Here is a 16293-nt window from a genome sequence, read left to right on the forward strand (position 1 = left end):
TTGTGCCTGATAGCACGAGGATTTGTTGCCTGATAGCACGAGCCTCCTGTTGCCTGATAGCACGAGTGAATTAACAGGTTTTCCCGCACTTATCCCCGTGCCGCGGGCGGCACGGGCCGGAAGGTCAGCAGTTCGGTTTTCTCGCCGGGTATCCGCTCGATGCCCAGGACATAGCCGGGCAACGATTGACGCGCCACCAGGGCGCGCAGATCGGCGGCGAAGTCGTAGAAGCGCGCCACGCTGCCCGACTTGCGGTAAAGGTGCTGGAAATCGAATTGCCAGCCGTGCTCCTGTCGCCCGCCGTGCTTGCGCACCAGGCGGTACAGCCAGCGCTCGATGCCGCCGGTCAGCCGGAAGTACGTCGGGTCGATGGTCAGCACCAGGGCCGCGTCCACCACGCCCGCATAGAACCAGTCCGGCAGGATCAGCTCGATGCCCAGCGGCGTGCCGCTGGCATCGGCCAGTTCCTTCCACTCGTTGATCCACGAGAAGCGATGCAATCGCCTTCCCGTGGTTTCGCGGATGGACGTGGCCACGGTGGTCGATTGCAGCCGGTCGAGCGCGGCCTTGAGGCGCTGGTAGTCGCGCAGCGACGTACCGCGCCCGATGAAACGCAGGATCTCGTAGGGACGCACCTGCATCAAGCGCGAGGTCGGGATGCCCGCGTCGCGGGCTTCCACGATCTGCGAGGCCGCCCAAATCAGGATGTCGGCATCCCAGATCGTTGCGATGCCGTGCTCCTGCGTGCCTTCCACGCGGATGGTGATACCGCCCGCCCGGAAGTCGATCGGCGCAACGCGCCGCGACTTCGCCAGCGAGAAGAACGGAAAGGCCATCAAGTCCTGGCTGTCGCGCGGCGCCATGTCGCCCGGCAGCGCGCGGAACAGGTCGAGCTGTTCCCGCTGCTGCGCTGGTCGCTGCCGCAGGGGCAGCGATGGGCTGGACATGGTGATGGCCACCGGCGAGCCAGAAATCAGCGGCCGTCACGGTAGTCGCCCGCATGCCGTTCGGCATATTCCGGGTCGGAAGTCGCCGCGTAGCTGCGCGCATCGGCCCAGGCGTCGAGGTCGCTCACGGCATACATGACGCGGCGGCCGAACTTGCGGAACTTCGGGCCGCCGCCGATCACGCGCTGCTTCTCCAGCGTGCGCGGCGACAGGCGCAGGTAGTCGGCGGCTTCGTCGTTTGTCAGGTAGCGTTGGGGCTGCGCGGGCGCAGCGACAGCAGCGGCGGCAGGCCGCAAGGGAGCAGGTCGCATGGGATGTACCTCCATCAAGCCCGGCCACACCACGCAGCCGGATAGAGGCACTTTCAAGAAAGATGGGCTTCTTGCTAAGGGACGAAATGCAGGGGCGGCAAAACGTCCCCCTTACTGCGATACAACTGGCGGGAGCTGCGCCAGGCTGCGATAGCCTCCACGCATCAGCGCCTCGCCACGCCGCACCAGTCGGCGTACACGAGCGCGCACAGCGCTGTCCTTGTTCCAGTCGGCCACGACGGCATCCACGCCAAAAAGCCCTTCGGCCACCTCACGCAAGGACGCGCCCGCCAGGGTCGCGTCCAGCGCCTGCAAGGTATGCACTTCCTGAAGCTGGCTTAGCGAAGGCCGGGGCCGCGCAGTGGCGACAGGCGCGGCATCCGCCGCAGCGGCCAGCCTGTCCAACTCGACGGCAAGTGCGTGGTATCGAGCACACGGTACGGCGCAGGCCCGGATGGCATAGGCGTAAGCCATGCCGTCGGCCAGGCCGGGCGCGAGCACGAAGCGCAGGCAGCAGCCGGGCCAGCGTGCCATCAGCACCAGGCGCTTGCCGTCATGGATCAGGTATTTGTGGCCCGGCAGCTTCCAGAACTCAAAGCACAGGGCATCGGGCGGTGGATCGGCATCCGGGTAGAGCTGCACCACGGCATCGTGATCGGGGAACCAGGCCGGGTGCGCGTCTCGCGCATCCAGGGCGGGATCTTCCAGCAGGCGAAGCCCCCAATGCCCGCCAGCATCCGGTTGGCGACGACGGCGGAGCCAGTCGTGCCGATAGTCTGGATGACGGCGCAGGTACTCCCAGGCCAGCGCCGGGCCATCCAGATGCAGAACGTAGAGATAGGCCGCCGTGGCATACCACGGCTCGGCACTGCGATCAGCCATGCGGCAACCTCCCTGTGCTGGGGATGCGTCGCCACGGCGAAACGGCGTGCTACGAGACCATCGTCAAAACGTCATGGGTGAAGCGTAAACTGGCAGCGTCAAGACCGATGAACTCCGATGCGTTGCTGAAATCGTCCGAGTGCGACGGCGGCAACGCACTCCAATGGCATGCCGCGTCGGTCAGCTTGCCGCAGCCCGCGCCAGGCATCATGACCGTCTCGATCTGGCACGCACCGCTTCGGTGCAACACTGCCGATTCAGACCGAACGGGTCACAGACCAGACCGAAATAGACACAGTGCGCTCCGCTTCGCGCTGGCGCTCAATCGGTGATCGAGCCGTTGTCTTCGGCCAACCGAAGGTATTCCGACAAACGTCGCACCGGCTGGAAGTAGCGATCCCGCATCACGGGCTGCTGGCGCGGCCCGACGATGGCGGCCAGGTCGGACAGTTTCACAGTGCCCAGCGCAGGCATGCCAGTCCCCAAGTCGATCAGGCCGTGGGCGGTATCGCCATCGGCGGGGTCGAGCGAAGCCAGTAGCCAAGTGGCATGCGCATCTGGCGTGAACAGGCGCACCACGGGCAGCGGGTCGGTGTCCTGCCCGTCAGCGCGAGCCTGGCCGTTGGACAGCAGGCGCATGCGCTCGTCGGCGGTGATGAGCGGAGTCATGGCTGTACGTCCACGGACTTGCAGAGCAGCAGAGGCGCTTTCAAGCCTTCCCACGAAAGCACAGATGAGCAAGCCGACGCACCCGTAGAAGCGTAAAGGCACGAAGGCACATGCACGGAAGTCAGGAAAGACACGGATCAGGCTCTCCGCTTTTGAAGAAAGTCGCCAGTGCGGATTTCAGTAAAAGCACAAAAGTGCGAAATGAACACTATAGATTGTAGCCCTATAGGATGCAACAGGTTGTCATTCTGGATTTTGGGGAAAGTTCAGAATGACAGCGTTCAAGCCATCCTTGCCCGATGCACTGCGGCGGATCAGAAAGGCGCGTGGCCTGAGCCAGGAGGCGTTCTCGGATGTGTCCAGCCGAACTTATCTCAGCTCTCTGGAGCGAGGGCTGAAAAGCCCAACATTGAATAAAATTGAAGATGTTTGTGCCGTGCTGGATGTTCACCCACTCACGCTGCTGGTCCTTGCGTATGCGGGTAGTGATCCAAAAAACGCCCATGAACTGATGGATCACATTTCTCGGGAAGTTTCATCATTTTCCAAGCATCCGAATAAATAAAAGGAGGTGAGTCGTGTTCAAAATTACCGGACTGGATAAGCTTCAGAAAAACCTAAAAGATGCGCAGCGCGCCTTGAGTGAGTTAGACGGCGAACTGGGAGTCGTAAACTTTGATCCAAATGATCCCGCCAGCATTGAGGGCGCAATTCAATCGGTCAATCGAATGATCGACGACCGCTTAGGAGAATATTCTTCGAACCCTATCGCTGGCCCTCTCGCAGAACAAATGAAGGAAAAGTATCGGGAGAGTATTCTTGAAAAAGCGGCGGAAGCTAGATTGAAGTCGGACGGGGATAATTGATGGCTAAAGACTTATTCTCGGAAATAAACAATGCAGTTTTAGATTTGCAGTCCTCACAGCTTCAAACTTACGAAAGACCTCTCAAAAAATTGGCTCAACTGCTACGACATCCCGACCTTGAGCCATACAACGCCGAGCTCACGGAAGGTCTCGACGTTGAGGCGTTCATCGCTGAAAGTGAAAAGACTGGGGGCAGCATGGTTGGAAGCGCCCAGCTTGCTTGGCCAGATGACCCCAAACAGGCGCTGGGGTTGACGTTGCTTTTAATCGAGAAGCTGGCGGCAAATCCCGACTACGCTACCAATCTCGGACACCATTTTTTCTATTCCGGAAAAAAGGTCATTGCTGGAATTCACGCACTTACTGGCCAGCTAATCATTCCCTTTGTGCGAGATTACAAGAGTTATATCCAAGCCAAGGGAAGCACGGAAACCATGTTAAAAGCCCAATTTTCGCGCAAGGTCTTTATTGTTCATGGTCACGATGATGGCGCTCGCGAAACAGTAGCGCGATTCCTTGAGCGAATAGGGCTTGAAGCTATTATCTTGCACGAACAGGCTAATCAAGGGCGAACGATTATCGAAAAAGTCGTTGCTCACAGTGACGTTGGTTTCGCAGTAGTTCTGCTTACGCCAGACGATGAGGGCTGCGTAAAAGGAGGAACGCCTGAGCCAAGAGCCCGTCAGAATGTGCTTTTGGAGTTGGGATACTTCATTGGCCGACTGGGCAGAGACAAGGTATGTGCTCTCAAACGCGGGGCGGTGGAAATCCCAAGCGATTTCGCCGGTGTCGTTTGGGAGACGATGGATAGCGGCGGAGGTTGGAAACAGGCACTTGCGCGTGAGCTTGAAGCTGCCGGTCATAGCATCGAGTGGAATAAGGTCATGCGTGCATAGAGTTGTGCCCCGCCGCAATGGGCGGGGCGCGGTGGGCGGCCGTCAGGCCGCCTTGGGCTTGCTGCGCGACCAGATCAGGTCATGCGTGCCGTCCTCGCCTTCGATGAGGCGGGCATAGACCGTTGCCGGGAACGAAGGATCGTCGAGGGTCACGGAGATGTAAGCCCGCCCGGCTTCGCTGGTCTTCTTCCACGCCGCGCCGATGTCGTGGCCGGCCGCCTGAAGGCGGAAGTCGGGGGCGCTTTCGTTCTCGCCCTTGTCATTGGCAACCAGCTTGACCTTGACGTTGAGGGTCAGGGTGCGAAGCGTGCCGGTGAAGCCGTCTTTCTCTGCGGTGAAGGTGCCGATGTTTGCCATGATGAATTTCCTTTCGGTTGAACAGGGTTCGCGCCCATCGCGTCCTGTTGTGATCCGACCGGCGGGGGGCGGGCTGGCTGCACCGCTTGCGGGCGCAACGCAGTGGAGCGCCTGGAAGCGAAAAGAATTTGTCCCGCGAGGAATGCGCGCAGCGCAGGGGGAAATTGTTTTCGCTGGAAGGTTGCAGCCATAGAAGCCCGGCCACCGCCAGGATTCACAAACAGACAGGACGGCCTTGGGCCGACCCGCTCCGAAAGGAAACATGGCCGACTCGGCTCCCCGCGTGACGGCTTCACCGGCTTGCGCCCTGGCACGGGCAAGGACAACGCCCAACGACAAGGTGAAAGCGTCTCTGACGTAGCAGGCGGCCTCTTGCTTGAGGCGTGGCGTGGAAGCTCCATTGCAAGGCCGGGCGGCGTGTCGGTGAACCGTCCTTCGTGACGTACAGGCGACGAACCGCCAGCGTCGAGGACAGCACGCTTTCGCGCAACCTGCGGCAGCAAGCCGGGGCGTAGGCCCACAAGCCCCCCCCTTGCGGCGGGGTGCCGTACTCACCGCAAGCGCAGCGCGCAGCGCCGCAGGCGCGAAGGCGTGAGCAACTGTCTTGAAAGTCAAGCCACGCAGGCTTGATCCAGCATAAGCGGCATTGCCATTGATTCAATAATTGATGTATTATTGAATAATGAATGAAGCCCAAGCCGTTTCCGCCCTCGGTGCCCTGGCCCATGCCCAGCGCCTGCGCGTGTTCCGATCCCTAGTCGTCGCCGGCCCCGAAGGGCTCACGCCCAGCGTTCTGGCCGATCAGCTCGACGTGGCCCGCAACGCGCTGTCCTTCCACCTGAAGGAACTGGCTCATGCTGGCCTCGTCACCATCGAACAGCAAGGCCGCAACCTGATCTACCGCGCCGACTTCAGCCAGATGAATGGGCTGCTCGGCTACCTGACCGAGCACTGCTGCCAAGGCAGCACGTGCGAGGTCAGTGATTCCTCCTCTGCCTGTACCTCCTGCTGAAAGGATCTCCCCATGAAGCGCTTCCACGTCCACCTGCACGTCGATGACCTGAACCGCAGCATCGGCTTCTATTCCCAACTGTTCGCCGCGCAGCCCGCGCGCGTCGAAAGCGACTACGCCAAATGGATGCTCGAAGACCCGCCGGTCAACTTCGCCATCTCCACACGTGGCAACAAGCCGGGCATTGACCACCTGGGTATCCAGACCGACGATGCCGAGGAATTGGCGGTGCTGAAGGCCCGCGCCGAGGCGGCCGACATGACGCTGCTGGACGAGGGCACCACGACCTGCTGCTACGCGCGCAGCGAGAAGCACTGGATCACCGACCCGCAGGGCGTGGCCTGGGAGCACTTTCACACGCTGGGCAATATTCCGGTCTTTAACGAAGCGGCGCCTGCAGCGACTTCCGCCGCAGCGTGCTGTACCCCGGTGCGCGGCAAGCCGATGGGCGTTGCGGTGAAGCCGGCCTCCTCCTGCTGCTGATGTGAGATACCCATGACCACCGACAAGATCTACAGCGCCCTGTTCATCTGCACGGGTAACTCGGCTCGCTCCATCCTGGCCGAAGGCATCCTCAATGAATTGGGCCAGGGGCGCTTTCGCGCCTACTCGGCGGGCAGCCACCCCAAGGGCGAAGTCCACCCACTGGCGCTCGCCACGCTGGAGCGGCTGCACATGCCGACCGCTGGCTACCGCAGCAAGAACTGGGATGAGTTCGCGGCGCCCGGTGCACCGGAGCTGGATTTCATATTCACGGTCTGCGACAACGCCGCCGGCGAGGTCTGCCCGGTGTGGCCGGGACGGCCAATGTCGGCGCATTGGGGCGTTCCTGACCCCGCAGCCGTCGAAGGCACCGATGAGCAGAAGCGCAAGGCATTCACGGATGCGGCGCTGACGCTGCGCCGACGCATCGAGCTGTTCCTGTCGCTGCCGCTGCAGCGGCTGGACGCCATGTCGTTGCAGCATGAGCTGCGCAATATCGGTACGAAGTGAGGCCGGGGCAATGAATGCAATCCCTGAAGCGCTGCGGCCTGAACAAGCGCCGCAGCCCATGAGCCTCTTCGAGCGCTACCTGACGCTGTGGGTGTTCCTGTGCATCGTGCTGGGCGTGGCCCTGGGCCAGTTCGCACCCGGCGTGTTCCAGGCCATCGGCCGCCTCGAGGTCGCGCAGGTCAACCTGCCGGTGGGCCTGTTGATCTGGGTCATGGTCATTCCCATGCTGCTCAAGGTGGACTTCGGTGCGCTGGGCCAGGTCAGGCAGCATTGGCGCGGCATTGGCGTGACGCTGTTCATCAACTGGGCCGTCAAGCCGTTTTCGATGGCGCTGCTGGCCTGGATCTTCGTGCGCCAGATCTTCGCCCAGTGGCTGCCGGCCGACCAGCTCGACAGCTATGTTGCCGGCCTGATCCTGCTGGCCGCCGCGCCCTGCACGGCCATGGTATTCGTCTGGAGCCGGCTGACCGGCGGCGACCCGGCGTTCACGCTGTCGCAGGTGGCGCTGAACGACACCATCATGGTCTTCGCCTTTGCGCCCATCGTCGGCCTGCTGCTGGGCCTGTCGTCCATCAGCGTGCCCTGGAGCACGCTGATGGTGTCGGTGCTGCTCTACATCGTGATCCCGGTCATCCTCGCGCAACTCTGGCGCCGCGCGCTGCTGCGTCAGGGCCAGGCCGCCTTCGATGCCGCGCTGGCCCGCATCGGCCCGCTGTCCATGGCCGCGCTGCTGCTCACGCTGGTGCTGCTGTTCGCCTTCCAGGGCGAGGCCATCCTGCGCCAACCGCTGGTGATCGCCATGCTGGCCGTGCCCATCCTGATCCAGGTGCTGTTCAACTCGGGGCTGGCCTACTGGCTCAACCGCCAGGTGGGCGAGCAGCACCGCATCGCCTGCCCGTCGGCACTGATCGGCGCTTCCAATTTCTTCGAATTGGCGGTGGCCGCCGCCATCAGCCTGTTCGGCTTCCAGTCCGGCGCGGCGCTGGCCACCGTGGTCGGCGTGCTGATCGAGGTACCCGTGATGCTGCTGGTCGTGCGCGTGGTCAACCGCTCGCGCGGCTGGTACGAATGCGGCCCGAACCCTTCCTCCCGCTAACCCAGGCAAGCCACCATGAGCAACATCACCATCTACCACAACCCCGCCTGCGGCACGTCGCGCAACGTGCTGGCCCTGATCCGCAACAGCGGCGAGGAGCCCACGGTCATCGAGTACCTGAAGACGCCGCCCGACCGGGCGACGCTGACGGCACTGATCGCCGCGATGGGCGTATCGGCGCGCGCCGTGCTGCGCGAGAAAGGCACGCCCTATGCCGAGCTGGGCCTGGATGACCCGCAGTGGAGCGACGTGCAGTTGATCGACTTCATGCTCCAGCACCCCGTCCTCATCAACCGGCCCATCGTGGTCACGCCGCTGGGCACGCGCCTGTGCCGGCCATCGGAGGCCGTGCTGGACATCTTGCCGCAGCCGCAGCGCGGCGCGTTCAACAAAGAGGATGGTGAGGCCGTGGTGGATGCTGAGGGTCGCAAGGTCTAAATACCTCTGCGTGCGCAGTCGGGTGATCTGAAGCTGATATTATCGAATTTCGTTATCGATATTCGATATGAAAGAACAATCGACACCGCGCGCTATGGAGCACCACGACTTGCTGTCGGGACTGATCCGCCTGCATGTGCTGCACCACGCGGCCGAGCAGGAGATCTACGGGCAATGGATGATCGACGAGCTGGCCCACCACGGCTACCGCCTCTCTCCCGGAACGCTGTACCCGATGTTGCACAAGATGGAGCGCGACGGCTACCTCGTCTCCCGCAAGGAGCGTGAAGGGCGCACCGTGCGCAAGCTCTACACGATCACGCCCAAGGGCAAGGAAGGCTTGGCACTGGCCAAGGAACGCATCCGGGAGTTCACCGGGGAGGCGATGCACAAATGACAGATTCAACCAACACCTTGCAGCATGAGTCCGCAGCCGCGCGCGGCTCACCCGTCGAAGTCTTCGGCGCCTTTCTCAAGCTGGGGCTGACCTCCTTCGGCGGGCCGATCGCGCACCTGGGCTATTTCCGCTCGGAGTTTGTCGAGCGCCGCCGCTGGCTGGATGACCGCAGCTACTCCGACCTGGTCGCCCTGTGCCAGCTCCTGCCCGGCCCGGCCAGCAGCCAGGTGGGCATGGCGCTGGGGCTGGGCCGCGCGGGCTGGCTGGGGCTGCTGGCGGCCTGGGCCGGATTCACCTTGCCATCGGCGATTGCGCTGATCCTGTTCGCCTTTGGCATCGCCGAGTACCAGGGGCTGGCCCAGTCCGGCTGGGTCCATGGGCTCAAGGTGGTGGCCGTGGCCATCGTGGCCCAGGCAGTCTGGGGCATGGCCCGGTCGTTGTGCCCGGACCGGTCGCGCGCCGCCCTGGCCATTCTGGCGGCGCTGCTGACCATCATTCTTCCCTCGGCGATGGGGCAGATCGCCGCCATCACGGTGGCGGGATTGCTGGGCTGGTGGGGCTTGAAGATCGCACAGCCTGGCGGCGGCCATGCCCATAGCTACCCGGTTTCGCGCAAGCTGGGCGTCGTGGCACTGCTGCTGTTTGCCGCCCCACTCGTTGGGCTGCCCCTGTGGGCCGCAGCCACGGACTCGTTCACGATAGCGCTGCTGGAAGGGGTGTATCGCTCCGGTGCATTGGTCTTCGGTGGTGGGCACGTCGTGCTGCCGCTGCTGCAGGCCGCCGTGGTGCCGAGCGGCGTCGTGAGCAACGCCGACTTCCTGGCCGGCTACGGCGCGGCGCAGGCCGTGCCGGGGCCGCTGTTCACGTTCTCGGCCTACCTCGGCGCGGTTGCTCACGGCCCGCTGCATGGCTGGATCGGCGGGCTGGCACTCCTGGGCACCATCTTCCTCCCGGCCTTCTTCGTGCTGGTCGGCGCACTGCCATTTTGGGAAGGATTGCGCCACCGCGCGGGCATCCAGACGGCCATGGCCGGCATCAACGCCGGCGTGGTCGGCATTCTGGTGTCCGCCCTCTATGACCCGGTATGGACGAGTGCCATCCACGGCAAGGCGGATTTTGGGCTGGCGCTGCTCTCGTTCGGGCTGCTGACGGTGGGACGCGTGCCGCCAGCGCTCGTGGTGCTGCTGGCCGGGCTGGCGGGCTGGGTCATGGCGATGGGTATCTGAAGCCCATTCGCCGGCGCAGCGGCCGGCCGGACATGGGGACACTCTCCAGCAATTTCAGGCCTGTGCAAGCTGGTCATTCCATGGCCGCCCGCTTTTGACCATGGCATTCAGGATAATCAGCAGCTTGCGCATGCAGGCCACGATGGCCACCTTCTTCGGCTTGCCTGCCGCCAGCAGACGCTCATAGCAACGCCGTATCACGGCGTTGTGACGCATGGCGACGATGGCGGCCATGTACAAAGCGCTCCTGACCGCGGCACGTCCGCCGCAGATGAAGCGTTTGCCGCGGGCCTGGCCCGAGTCCCGGTTCATCGGAGCGACGCCTACCAGCGCAGAGATCTGCCTGGCCTTGAGCCGGCCAAGCTCTGGCAGCTCGGACATCAGCGTCGCAGCCGTTGCCGGACCAACCCCTTTGACGCTCTTGAGCAAGGCGGCCAGATCGGGCTGATGGTACGCCAAGTGTTCCGCAATCCTCCGATCCAGCGCTTCAAGCTGTCTCGACAGCACATCCATCAGTTCCACAATGTCCTGCACCACCTCGGCATGCGCCATGTGCTTGCGCTGGCGCTCACTGACCAGAAGGCGCACCAGTTGCCGGCGTCGAAGCACCAGTGCATGAAGGTATTGCTGCGCCTGGTCTGGCATCGGCTTGATGAAGCGGTCTCGATCCGGCCGCAGATTCAGCACCTGGGCCAGCTCAGCCAGCATGCGGGCATCCACGCTGTCGGTCTTGACTAGGCGCCCCATGGCCTTGGCGAAGTCCCGTGCCTGCCGAGGGTTGATGACGACGACAGCGAATCCCGCAGCTTGAAGTGCGCAGGCGCAGGCCAGTTGGTACTGTCCGGTCGCCTCCATCACGATCAGCGAGACCTGATGGTTTTTCAGCTCTTCGATCAACGCTTGATGCCCGGCACCATCGTTGCTGAATATGGCCGTAGGCTGCTCGTGCCCCATGGCTACATCCATGGTCTTCTTGGAGATGTCGATACCGACTGCAATTTGATTGGCCATGATCCCTGCGTCCCTTCCTTGCAAATGCGAACGGCGTTCACGCAACTGTTCGGGCTTTCAGAGATCGGGCGCATGCATGCGCCCAAGACTCACGCACGGGCTCCATGGGCACCGAGGGATGACGGGCTACATGCTGCGGCCAACCCCGAACCCTGACAGGTCCGGGCGTGACGGCACTGCCGGACACGCACTTCAAAGATACAAGGGATTGACGCCGAATGGCCGTGACGCCGAAGACGACACGGGGCGCAGCCCGAAAGCCCGGCGGCGCATTGCGCCGACACGCACTGGTCAGCCAATACCGTTGGCCTTCTTCCATCTGCGCAGCCGCCCCCGCGCATTGGCATAGGGCGATGATGTGTTGAACTGGATCATCCGACCCTGGGTGTATTTCTCATACCAAGGCGTGCCATAGAGCGAGGCATCGGTTTCCTGTTCCACCAAGGCCACGATGCGCCCATTCACATCCGCGAACTGCCGCAACAAGTCAGCATAGGCAACACCAGCATGGTCGGCATAAAACTTCTGCGCCAGCCTGCCCAACTCGTTCCACTTGTAGCCGGTTTCAGGGAAATCGACCGGCAATCCTTTGGCTTTTCCATCGCACCATTTCAGCACCAGCAGATTCCAATCGATCAAATAGGCCACCAGATCGGACACGCTCATCTGTGTGCCTTGCGCATGCCCCTCCAGCGTTGCCTCACGAGCATGCTCAGTCGGCACACTGGCAAGATCGTCCATCAGTTTCTGATAAGTGGTGCGAATGGCATCCAGCAACTCCTGTTTGCTCTGTGGAACCGCCATACCGATCCTCTATAACGCTTCGGCGAAACTGCCGATTGAAAACTGCATTCTCGCGCAGTGACGGCCTTGTGGCCAGTCGTGTCTGAAAGGTACTTGGGCATCTCCACGTCGCCTGACCGAAGGTGGCGGCTTGGCGGTTCGGGGTTGTGGATGTCCAACCGGGCGCGGCCACTGCCGGGACCGGATTTTTGACCACCTGCCCCAAGGCGTAACGGCTTGGGGCAGGTGCTGATCGGGCTGCAAACGCCTTGGCCGAAACCAAGGCGCTTGCTTCAAAAGATGGGCAGATCACGCGGCCAGTGCCTCGGCCTGCGGCTGCTCATTCGCCACAACGGCGGCTTCCTCCGGTGGTTCGGCTTCCTCGCCTGTCTTCACGTCCTGCGCGTCCTGCTGCGGGCCTTCGGCGTGGAAGATAGCGGGCATCCAGCCGGTGCCATCGGCCAGCCGCTCGGCTTCGCTGGCAATGTCGCCCTTCTTCAACTTCGCCAGCCGGGTGACGTGCTCCGGTGCGAATTCGCCCACGGCTTCCAGAATCGCGGCCTTCGGTACATGCTGGAAATAGCCGTCTGCGGTGGGCTTCCACCATGCGGCCATTTCCAAGCCGACAGCCTGCGCCAGTTCTGCGCCCGGTTGCTGCGCCGTAGCGCGGGGCGTCACCACGTCCACCGTGGACGCCACGCACACGGCCAGCAGCCGCACCAGTTCATCCTGCGACTTCGCCAGCAACGCGGCGAACAGTTCGGCGCTGTCCTCCGGCAAGGCTTCGCCCGCGATTTCCTGCAAGGTGCGCAGTGCCACGGCGGCGGACGATTCCGGCCAGTCCGGCGCCATGCCTTCCAGCCGATCTTGCTGGGTCAGCTTCACACCCAACGGCAGATCGTGGCCGTAGTGGCTGCCCTGCAAAACGGTCTGCACCATGCCATGCACCAGCGCGGCCAGCGCCACTTGTGGATGCCGTGCGACTTCGATTTGCAGCGCGGCGGTGCGGTGGGCACTCAACCGCTGCGCCAGCCGGTCGGACATGGCGGCGGGCTTGGGGGCGTCGTCGGCTTCCTCGCCGGTGTCGTCGTTCCCGGCTTCGCCCTCGCTGCCGAAACCTTGCCGCAGCCGTTCAAGCGTGCGTAGTGCCTTGGCCTCGGCTTCGCGCAGCAGGCCACGATGAATCACGGCCTCGCCGTTGCGGTCGATGGTGACGATGGCCCCGGCGGCAGCTTTGACGGCTTCCGCGTAGTCCAGCAAGCCATCTTCCAGCGCCTGCAACTGTTCGCCCAGGTGTTCGCCTTCTTCCTGCAAGGCGTCGGCCTTTTCTTCATCGTCGGCGTCCAGGGCGGCATCCACGGCCTCGGCCAGCGCCTGCATCTTGGTTTGCAACTTCTCGTTGCGTTGGGCTTCGCGCTTGTTCGGGCTGCGGCGCTGTCTCGGGGCGCGCTGGAAGGCTTGCAGGTCGGCATGGGTCATGCCGGGGGTGGCATCCACCCATGCCCAGCCTTCGGCCTTCACCTCGGCGGCAAGGCTGGCCAGCTTGTCCTGCGCCAGCCGTTCCAGCAACGTGGCATCGGTCAGATACACGCCGCTATCGGCTTCCGCGAACAGATCGCGGCGGGTGCCACCGCCTGCGGCCTCGTAAGCATTCAGCCCAACGAAGCGCACCAGCGGATGCCGGTGGGCATCAATCTCGCGCTCGGTCAGGCGGTCGCGCAGGTTGTGCGGGCTGCGCTGCCATGTGGGCGCATCGTAGAACGCAGCTTCCTGCGCGGTGTGGTCGTCGGTGATGGCAAGGGCCATCAACTGGTCAAGGCTCACGGCTTCGGCCCGGTAGTCGGCCAGCAGGCGCGGCGACACGTTGGCGAGTTTCAGGCGGCGCTGCACCACCAACGGCGTGACGCTGAAATCTGCGGCAATATCCTCGATGGGGCGGCCTTCGGCCACCAGCGCGGCGAATGCCTCGAACTGGTCGGCGGGGTGCATGGCTTCGCGCTGCACGTTCTCGGTCAGGCTGGCGGTGCGGGCGGTGCCATCGGCCACCAGCAGGCAAGGCACCTCCCATTCCCTGCTGATACGGCGCTTCTTCGCCAGCAGCTTGAGGGCGGCAAGGCGACGGCCTCCGGCCACGACTTCGTAGCGCTCGCCGTCAGCGGTCGCGGTCACGATCAGGTTTTGCAGCAGACCGACACGCTGGATGCTGGCGGCGAGTTCGGGAATCGACATGCGCGGGGTCTTGCGCACGTTGCGGCCCGTGGGGCGCGATACCAGCCGCGACAGCGGCACAAGAATCAGGTTTTTGCTCGGGTCGGCGGCTTCCAACAGCACGGCAGGCGCGGCGCTGGCCGTGGCGTGGATGGCTTGGGCTTCGGTGTGGTTGATAGCGTTCATGGTGAAAACTCCTTGCGATGATGGAATGCAGCAGCGAATGACGCGGCAAGGGTTGCTGCCTGCCCCTGCCGCGCAGGGAAATCAGGCTTTCAATTGGCGCAGGCCATCGGCCAGCAGCCACAGGGCGCGATTGAGGCGCACATCGGAATCAATGCCCTGCACCGGTCGGGTCTGCTGGCGACGTCCGTTGGCGCTGCGTCCAGACAAACCGCCTTTGGTCAGGTTTTCCTGTATGCGGTTGAAGGTCATCCACAAGTCCGGGCGGCGGTCGTCGAACCGACGCGGCATCAGGATTTGCGATTCGGTGATGGGTGCGGGCTTGTCCGGGTCGTCGTACTTGAGCGACAGCGCGGCGCGGGCGAATACTTCGGCCTCGCCTTCGTCCAGCGTAATGGCCTGCATGGATTCGCGGGATTCCAGCGCACGGTCAAAACCGTGCAGTACCTGATAGGCACCTTCGATCACTTGCCCGGCCACGTCGCCCTTATGCGGCACGCGCACATCGGCCACGGTGTCGCCGCAAACAAGACCATTGCTGCACACGAAACGGAACATGCCGGCCAGCATCTGGTAGCTGCTGGTGCCATCGTGCGAGTTCAGCAGGATGATTTCGTTGGCTTCGCCTCGGGCGTTGATCTGGCTGGCATGGCGCAACCGAATCATGTGCTTGGTGTAGTCGCGCCGGTCTTCGTGGCGGGTGCGGGTCTGCGTCACCATGAAAGGCTGAAACCCTTCCTTGCGCAGTTCGGTCAGCACCGTGGCGGTGGGGATATAGGCGTACCGCTGGGAGCGGCTTTCGTGGGGTGCCTCGGCAAAGATGGACGGGGCCACGCGGTGAATCTGGTCATCGGACAGCGGGGAATCGCTGCGCAGTACCGGGGAACGGGAAGCAAAACGGGATGCAAGCATGGTCTTTCTCCTGACAAAAAGGGTTTGCTGTTCAAACCGCACACCGGATTCCTAGATTCGGAGCCCAGGCTTTCGGCTGTTCGGTGCGGTTGGCACGAGGAACCCGGTTGGCCCTGTTGCCACCGTCTTTCCTGAGTTCATCGCCCGCGACGGTCAGGAGCCCACGGACGTGGGCCGTCAAGGAGAAAAGCGGCAGGTAGGTGCGGCCCGCAGGCGCAGCCGAGGACACGGCCTGGCGCGCCTTGATGGCACGCGGCCACGGGCTACAGTCGCGAGCAAGGTGAAGGAGTCAGGAGAGACGGCTGGACATGGCAACGGCCGCCGCGATGTGCAAACCGCACGCAAGCGAAGCGCGCAGGCCCGAAGCTGGAAGCCGGGCCGTAGGCGTCAGCCGAGCGGAGCGAGGGAACGATGGAAGCCCGAAGGGGGCGAGACGCCTCAGGCGGCTCGATGCGAAGCACGACAGCGCGGCCAGGCATTGCCTGGAGACGAAAAACCTTGACCAATCAAAAATTTAATCCTATAATAGGATTACTAAAATCCTGTATTGGAATTCAAATGGCGACAAAATATCCATCTATAGAGACTGTTGCACTTCGATTGGCCGTACTACTGAAGCGAACAGGAAAGACCCGGGCGCGCGTTAGCGATAAGACGTTACGAATCCTCTCGGGCCGCACTACGTTGCGGGATGCCTTCGTCATCAACATGCGTAGTGTCTTGGAAGAATATGGGGTCGTGGCTGTTCGCCTAGATCGCGGCGGATTCGCTCTGATTGCTACATCAGCCTTGGAAGGTGCTCCCCCAGCGCTAGTCAAAAATTTGATGCCAGACTTCAAGCGACTTACAGAAGAGGAGCTTTGGAATGAACTGGAGTTACCCGATGATGAAGTTAACGAGTAACACCATCATCCTTGAAGGACGCGTACCGATGACACTAGTGGCTAAAAACAAGCCTTCGTTAAACATCCCTCAGATCAATAAAACTCTGCAACAGAGCTCTTGAAATGTAAAAAACACCCCGCATATATCGAAAAAATATCCATTAGCTTGGTGGTTCATACTTATCGACTACGCCAACGGGGATGAAGCAATTGGTGCGCAGA

The 16293-nt window shown here is 62.7% G+C and carries 20 protein-coding genes; 11 read left to right on the forward strand and 9 right to left on the reverse strand.

What is annotated here, in order from left to right:
* Positions 1 to 89: 89 nt before the first annotated feature.
* From V3B64_RS03930 to V3B64_RS03945, 4 genes are all read right to left on the reverse strand, one after another.
* The gene (locus V3B64_RS03930; protein WP_175776187.1) at positions 90 to 947 is read right to left on the reverse strand and encodes a replication initiator protein A; all 858 of its coding nucleotides are present in this window, start codon (positions 945 to 947) and stop codon (positions 90 to 92) included.
* Positions 948 to 973: 26 nt separating this feature from the next.
* Positions 974 to 1258 (reverse strand): helix-turn-helix domain-containing protein, encoded by a 285-nt coding sequence (locus V3B64_RS03935; RefSeq protein ID WP_011241663.1) that lies wholly within the window; start codon positions 1256 to 1258, stop codon positions 974 to 976.
* Positions 1259 to 1369: 111 nt separating this feature from the next.
* A complete protein-coding gene (locus V3B64_RS03940) occupies positions 1370 to 2140 on the reverse strand; it encodes a DUF2285 domain-containing protein (protein ID WP_175776186.1) in 771 nt (256 codons plus the stop codon).
* Positions 2141 to 2461: 321 nt separating this feature from the next.
* Positions 2462 to 2809: a DUF2958 domain-containing protein gene (locus V3B64_RS03945; RefSeq protein ID WP_329913651.1), complete on the reverse strand. Its 348-nt coding sequence runs from the start codon at positions 2807 to 2809 to the stop codon at positions 2462 to 2464.
* A 271-nt stretch (positions 2810 to 3080) separates the two neighbouring features.
* On the opposite strand from V3B64_RS03945, the gene V3B64_RS03950 reads away from it, so the two are divergent.
* The 3 genes from V3B64_RS03950 to V3B64_RS03960 are packed head-to-tail and all read left to right on the forward strand — an operon-like array spanning position 3081 to position 4571.
* Positions 3081 to 3374, forward strand: coding sequence for a helix-turn-helix transcriptional regulator (locus V3B64_RS03950; protein ID WP_175776183.1), 294 nt, complete (start codon positions 3081 to 3083; stop codon positions 3372 to 3374).
* A 13-nt stretch (positions 3375 to 3387) separates the two neighbouring features.
* Complete coding sequence (locus tag V3B64_RS03955; protein WP_175776182.1) at positions 3388 to 3675, forward strand: hypothetical protein; 288 nt, start codon at positions 3388 to 3390, stop codon at positions 3673 to 3675.
* Positions 3675 to 4571 carry a nucleotide-binding protein gene (locus tag V3B64_RS03960; RefSeq protein ID WP_329913729.1) on the forward strand — a complete coding sequence of 299 codons (897 nt, stop codon included), beginning with the start codon at positions 3675 to 3677 and terminating at the stop codon, positions 4569 to 4571. The genes V3B64_RS03955 and V3B64_RS03960 overlap by 1 nt, the downstream gene beginning before the upstream one ends.
* 42 nt (positions 4572 to 4613) lie before the next feature.
* On the opposite strand, the gene V3B64_RS03965 is transcribed toward V3B64_RS03960, so the two are convergent.
* Positions 4614 to 4928 carry a DUF736 domain-containing protein gene (locus tag V3B64_RS03965; protein ID WP_175223971.1) on the reverse strand — a complete coding sequence of 105 codons (315 nt, stop codon included), beginning with the start codon at positions 4926 to 4928 and terminating at the stop codon, positions 4614 to 4616.
* 682 nt (positions 4929 to 5610) lie between these two features.
* Here V3B64_RS03965 and V3B64_RS03970 point away from each other — a divergent pair.
* From V3B64_RS03970 to chrA, 7 genes are all read left to right on the forward strand, one after another.
* Entirely contained in the window at positions 5611 to 5940 is a 330-nt protein-coding gene (locus tag V3B64_RS03970) for a helix-turn-helix domain-containing protein (protein ID WP_027457577.1), read from the forward strand.
* 12 nt (positions 5941 to 5952) lie between these two features.
* Complete coding sequence (locus V3B64_RS03975; protein ID WP_027457578.1) at positions 5953 to 6423, forward strand: ArsI/CadI family heavy metal resistance metalloenzyme; 471 nt, start codon at positions 5953 to 5955, stop codon at positions 6421 to 6423.
* 12 nt (positions 6424 to 6435) lie between these two features.
* Positions 6436 to 6933, forward strand: a complete 498-nt coding sequence (locus V3B64_RS03980; protein WP_175776181.1) for an arsenate reductase ArsC — start codon at positions 6436 to 6438, stop codon at positions 6931 to 6933.
* Between the two features lie 10 nt (positions 6934 to 6943).
* Positions 6944 to 8029: an ACR3 family arsenite efflux transporter gene (gene arsB, locus V3B64_RS03985; RefSeq protein ID WP_049405857.1), complete on the forward strand. Its 1086-nt coding sequence runs from the start codon at positions 6944 to 6946 to the stop codon at positions 8027 to 8029.
* Between the two features lie 15 nt (positions 8030 to 8044).
* A complete protein-coding gene (gene arsC, locus V3B64_RS03990; RefSeq protein WP_027457581.1) occupies positions 8045 to 8467 on the forward strand; it encodes an arsenate reductase (glutaredoxin) in 423 nt (140 codons plus the stop codon).
* 94 nt (positions 8468 to 8561) lie between these two features.
* Entirely contained in the window at positions 8562 to 8864 is a 303-nt protein-coding gene (locus tag V3B64_RS03995; RefSeq protein WP_175776348.1) for a PadR family transcriptional regulator, read from the forward strand.
* Positions 8861 to 10090, forward strand: coding sequence for a chromate efflux transporter (gene chrA, locus V3B64_RS04000; protein WP_049405859.1), 1230 nt, complete (start codon positions 8861 to 8863; stop codon positions 10088 to 10090). The genes V3B64_RS03995 and chrA overlap by 4 nt, the downstream gene beginning before the upstream one ends.
* 54 nt (positions 10091 to 10144) lie before the next feature.
* Here the strand turns inward: chrA and V3B64_RS04005 are convergent, their stop codons facing one another.
* The 4 genes from V3B64_RS04005 to V3B64_RS04020 form a co-directional block, all read right to left on the reverse strand.
* Positions 10145 to 11101, reverse strand: a complete 957-nt coding sequence (locus tag V3B64_RS04005; RefSeq protein ID WP_027457584.1) for an IS110 family transposase — start codon at positions 11099 to 11101, stop codon at positions 10145 to 10147.
* A 291-nt stretch (positions 11102 to 11392) separates the two neighbouring features.
* The gene (locus V3B64_RS04010; protein ID WP_329913652.1) at positions 11393 to 11905 is read right to left on the reverse strand and encodes a ClbS/DfsB family four-helix bundle protein; all 513 of its coding nucleotides are present in this window, start codon (positions 11903 to 11905) and stop codon (positions 11393 to 11395) included.
* Positions 11906 to 12193: 288 nt separating this feature from the next.
* Complete coding sequence (locus V3B64_RS04015) at positions 12194 to 14278, reverse strand: ParB/RepB/Spo0J family partition protein (protein ID WP_236207689.1); 2085 nt, start codon at positions 14276 to 14278, stop codon at positions 12194 to 12196.
* Positions 14279 to 14359: 81 nt separating this feature from the next.
* The gene (locus V3B64_RS04020; protein ID WP_034074307.1) at positions 14360 to 15187 is read right to left on the reverse strand and encodes a DUF932 domain-containing protein; all 828 of its coding nucleotides are present in this window, start codon (positions 15185 to 15187) and stop codon (positions 14360 to 14362) included.
* 498 nt (positions 15188 to 15685) lie between these two features.
* Here V3B64_RS04020 and V3B64_RS04025 point away from each other — a divergent pair, with 498 nt between their 5' ends.
* The gene (locus tag V3B64_RS04025) at positions 15686 to 16090 is read left to right on the forward strand and encodes a hypothetical protein (RefSeq protein WP_175776177.1); all 405 of its coding nucleotides are present in this window, start codon (positions 15686 to 15688) and stop codon (positions 16088 to 16090) included.
* The last annotated feature ends 203 nt before the right edge of the window (positions 16091 to 16293 follow it).

This window comes from Stenotrophomonas sp. SMYL86 (genome assembly GCF_036320025.1).
Lineage (GTDB): Bacteria > Pseudomonadota > Gammaproteobacteria > Xanthomonadales > Xanthomonadaceae > Stenotrophomonas > Stenotrophomonas maltophilia_A.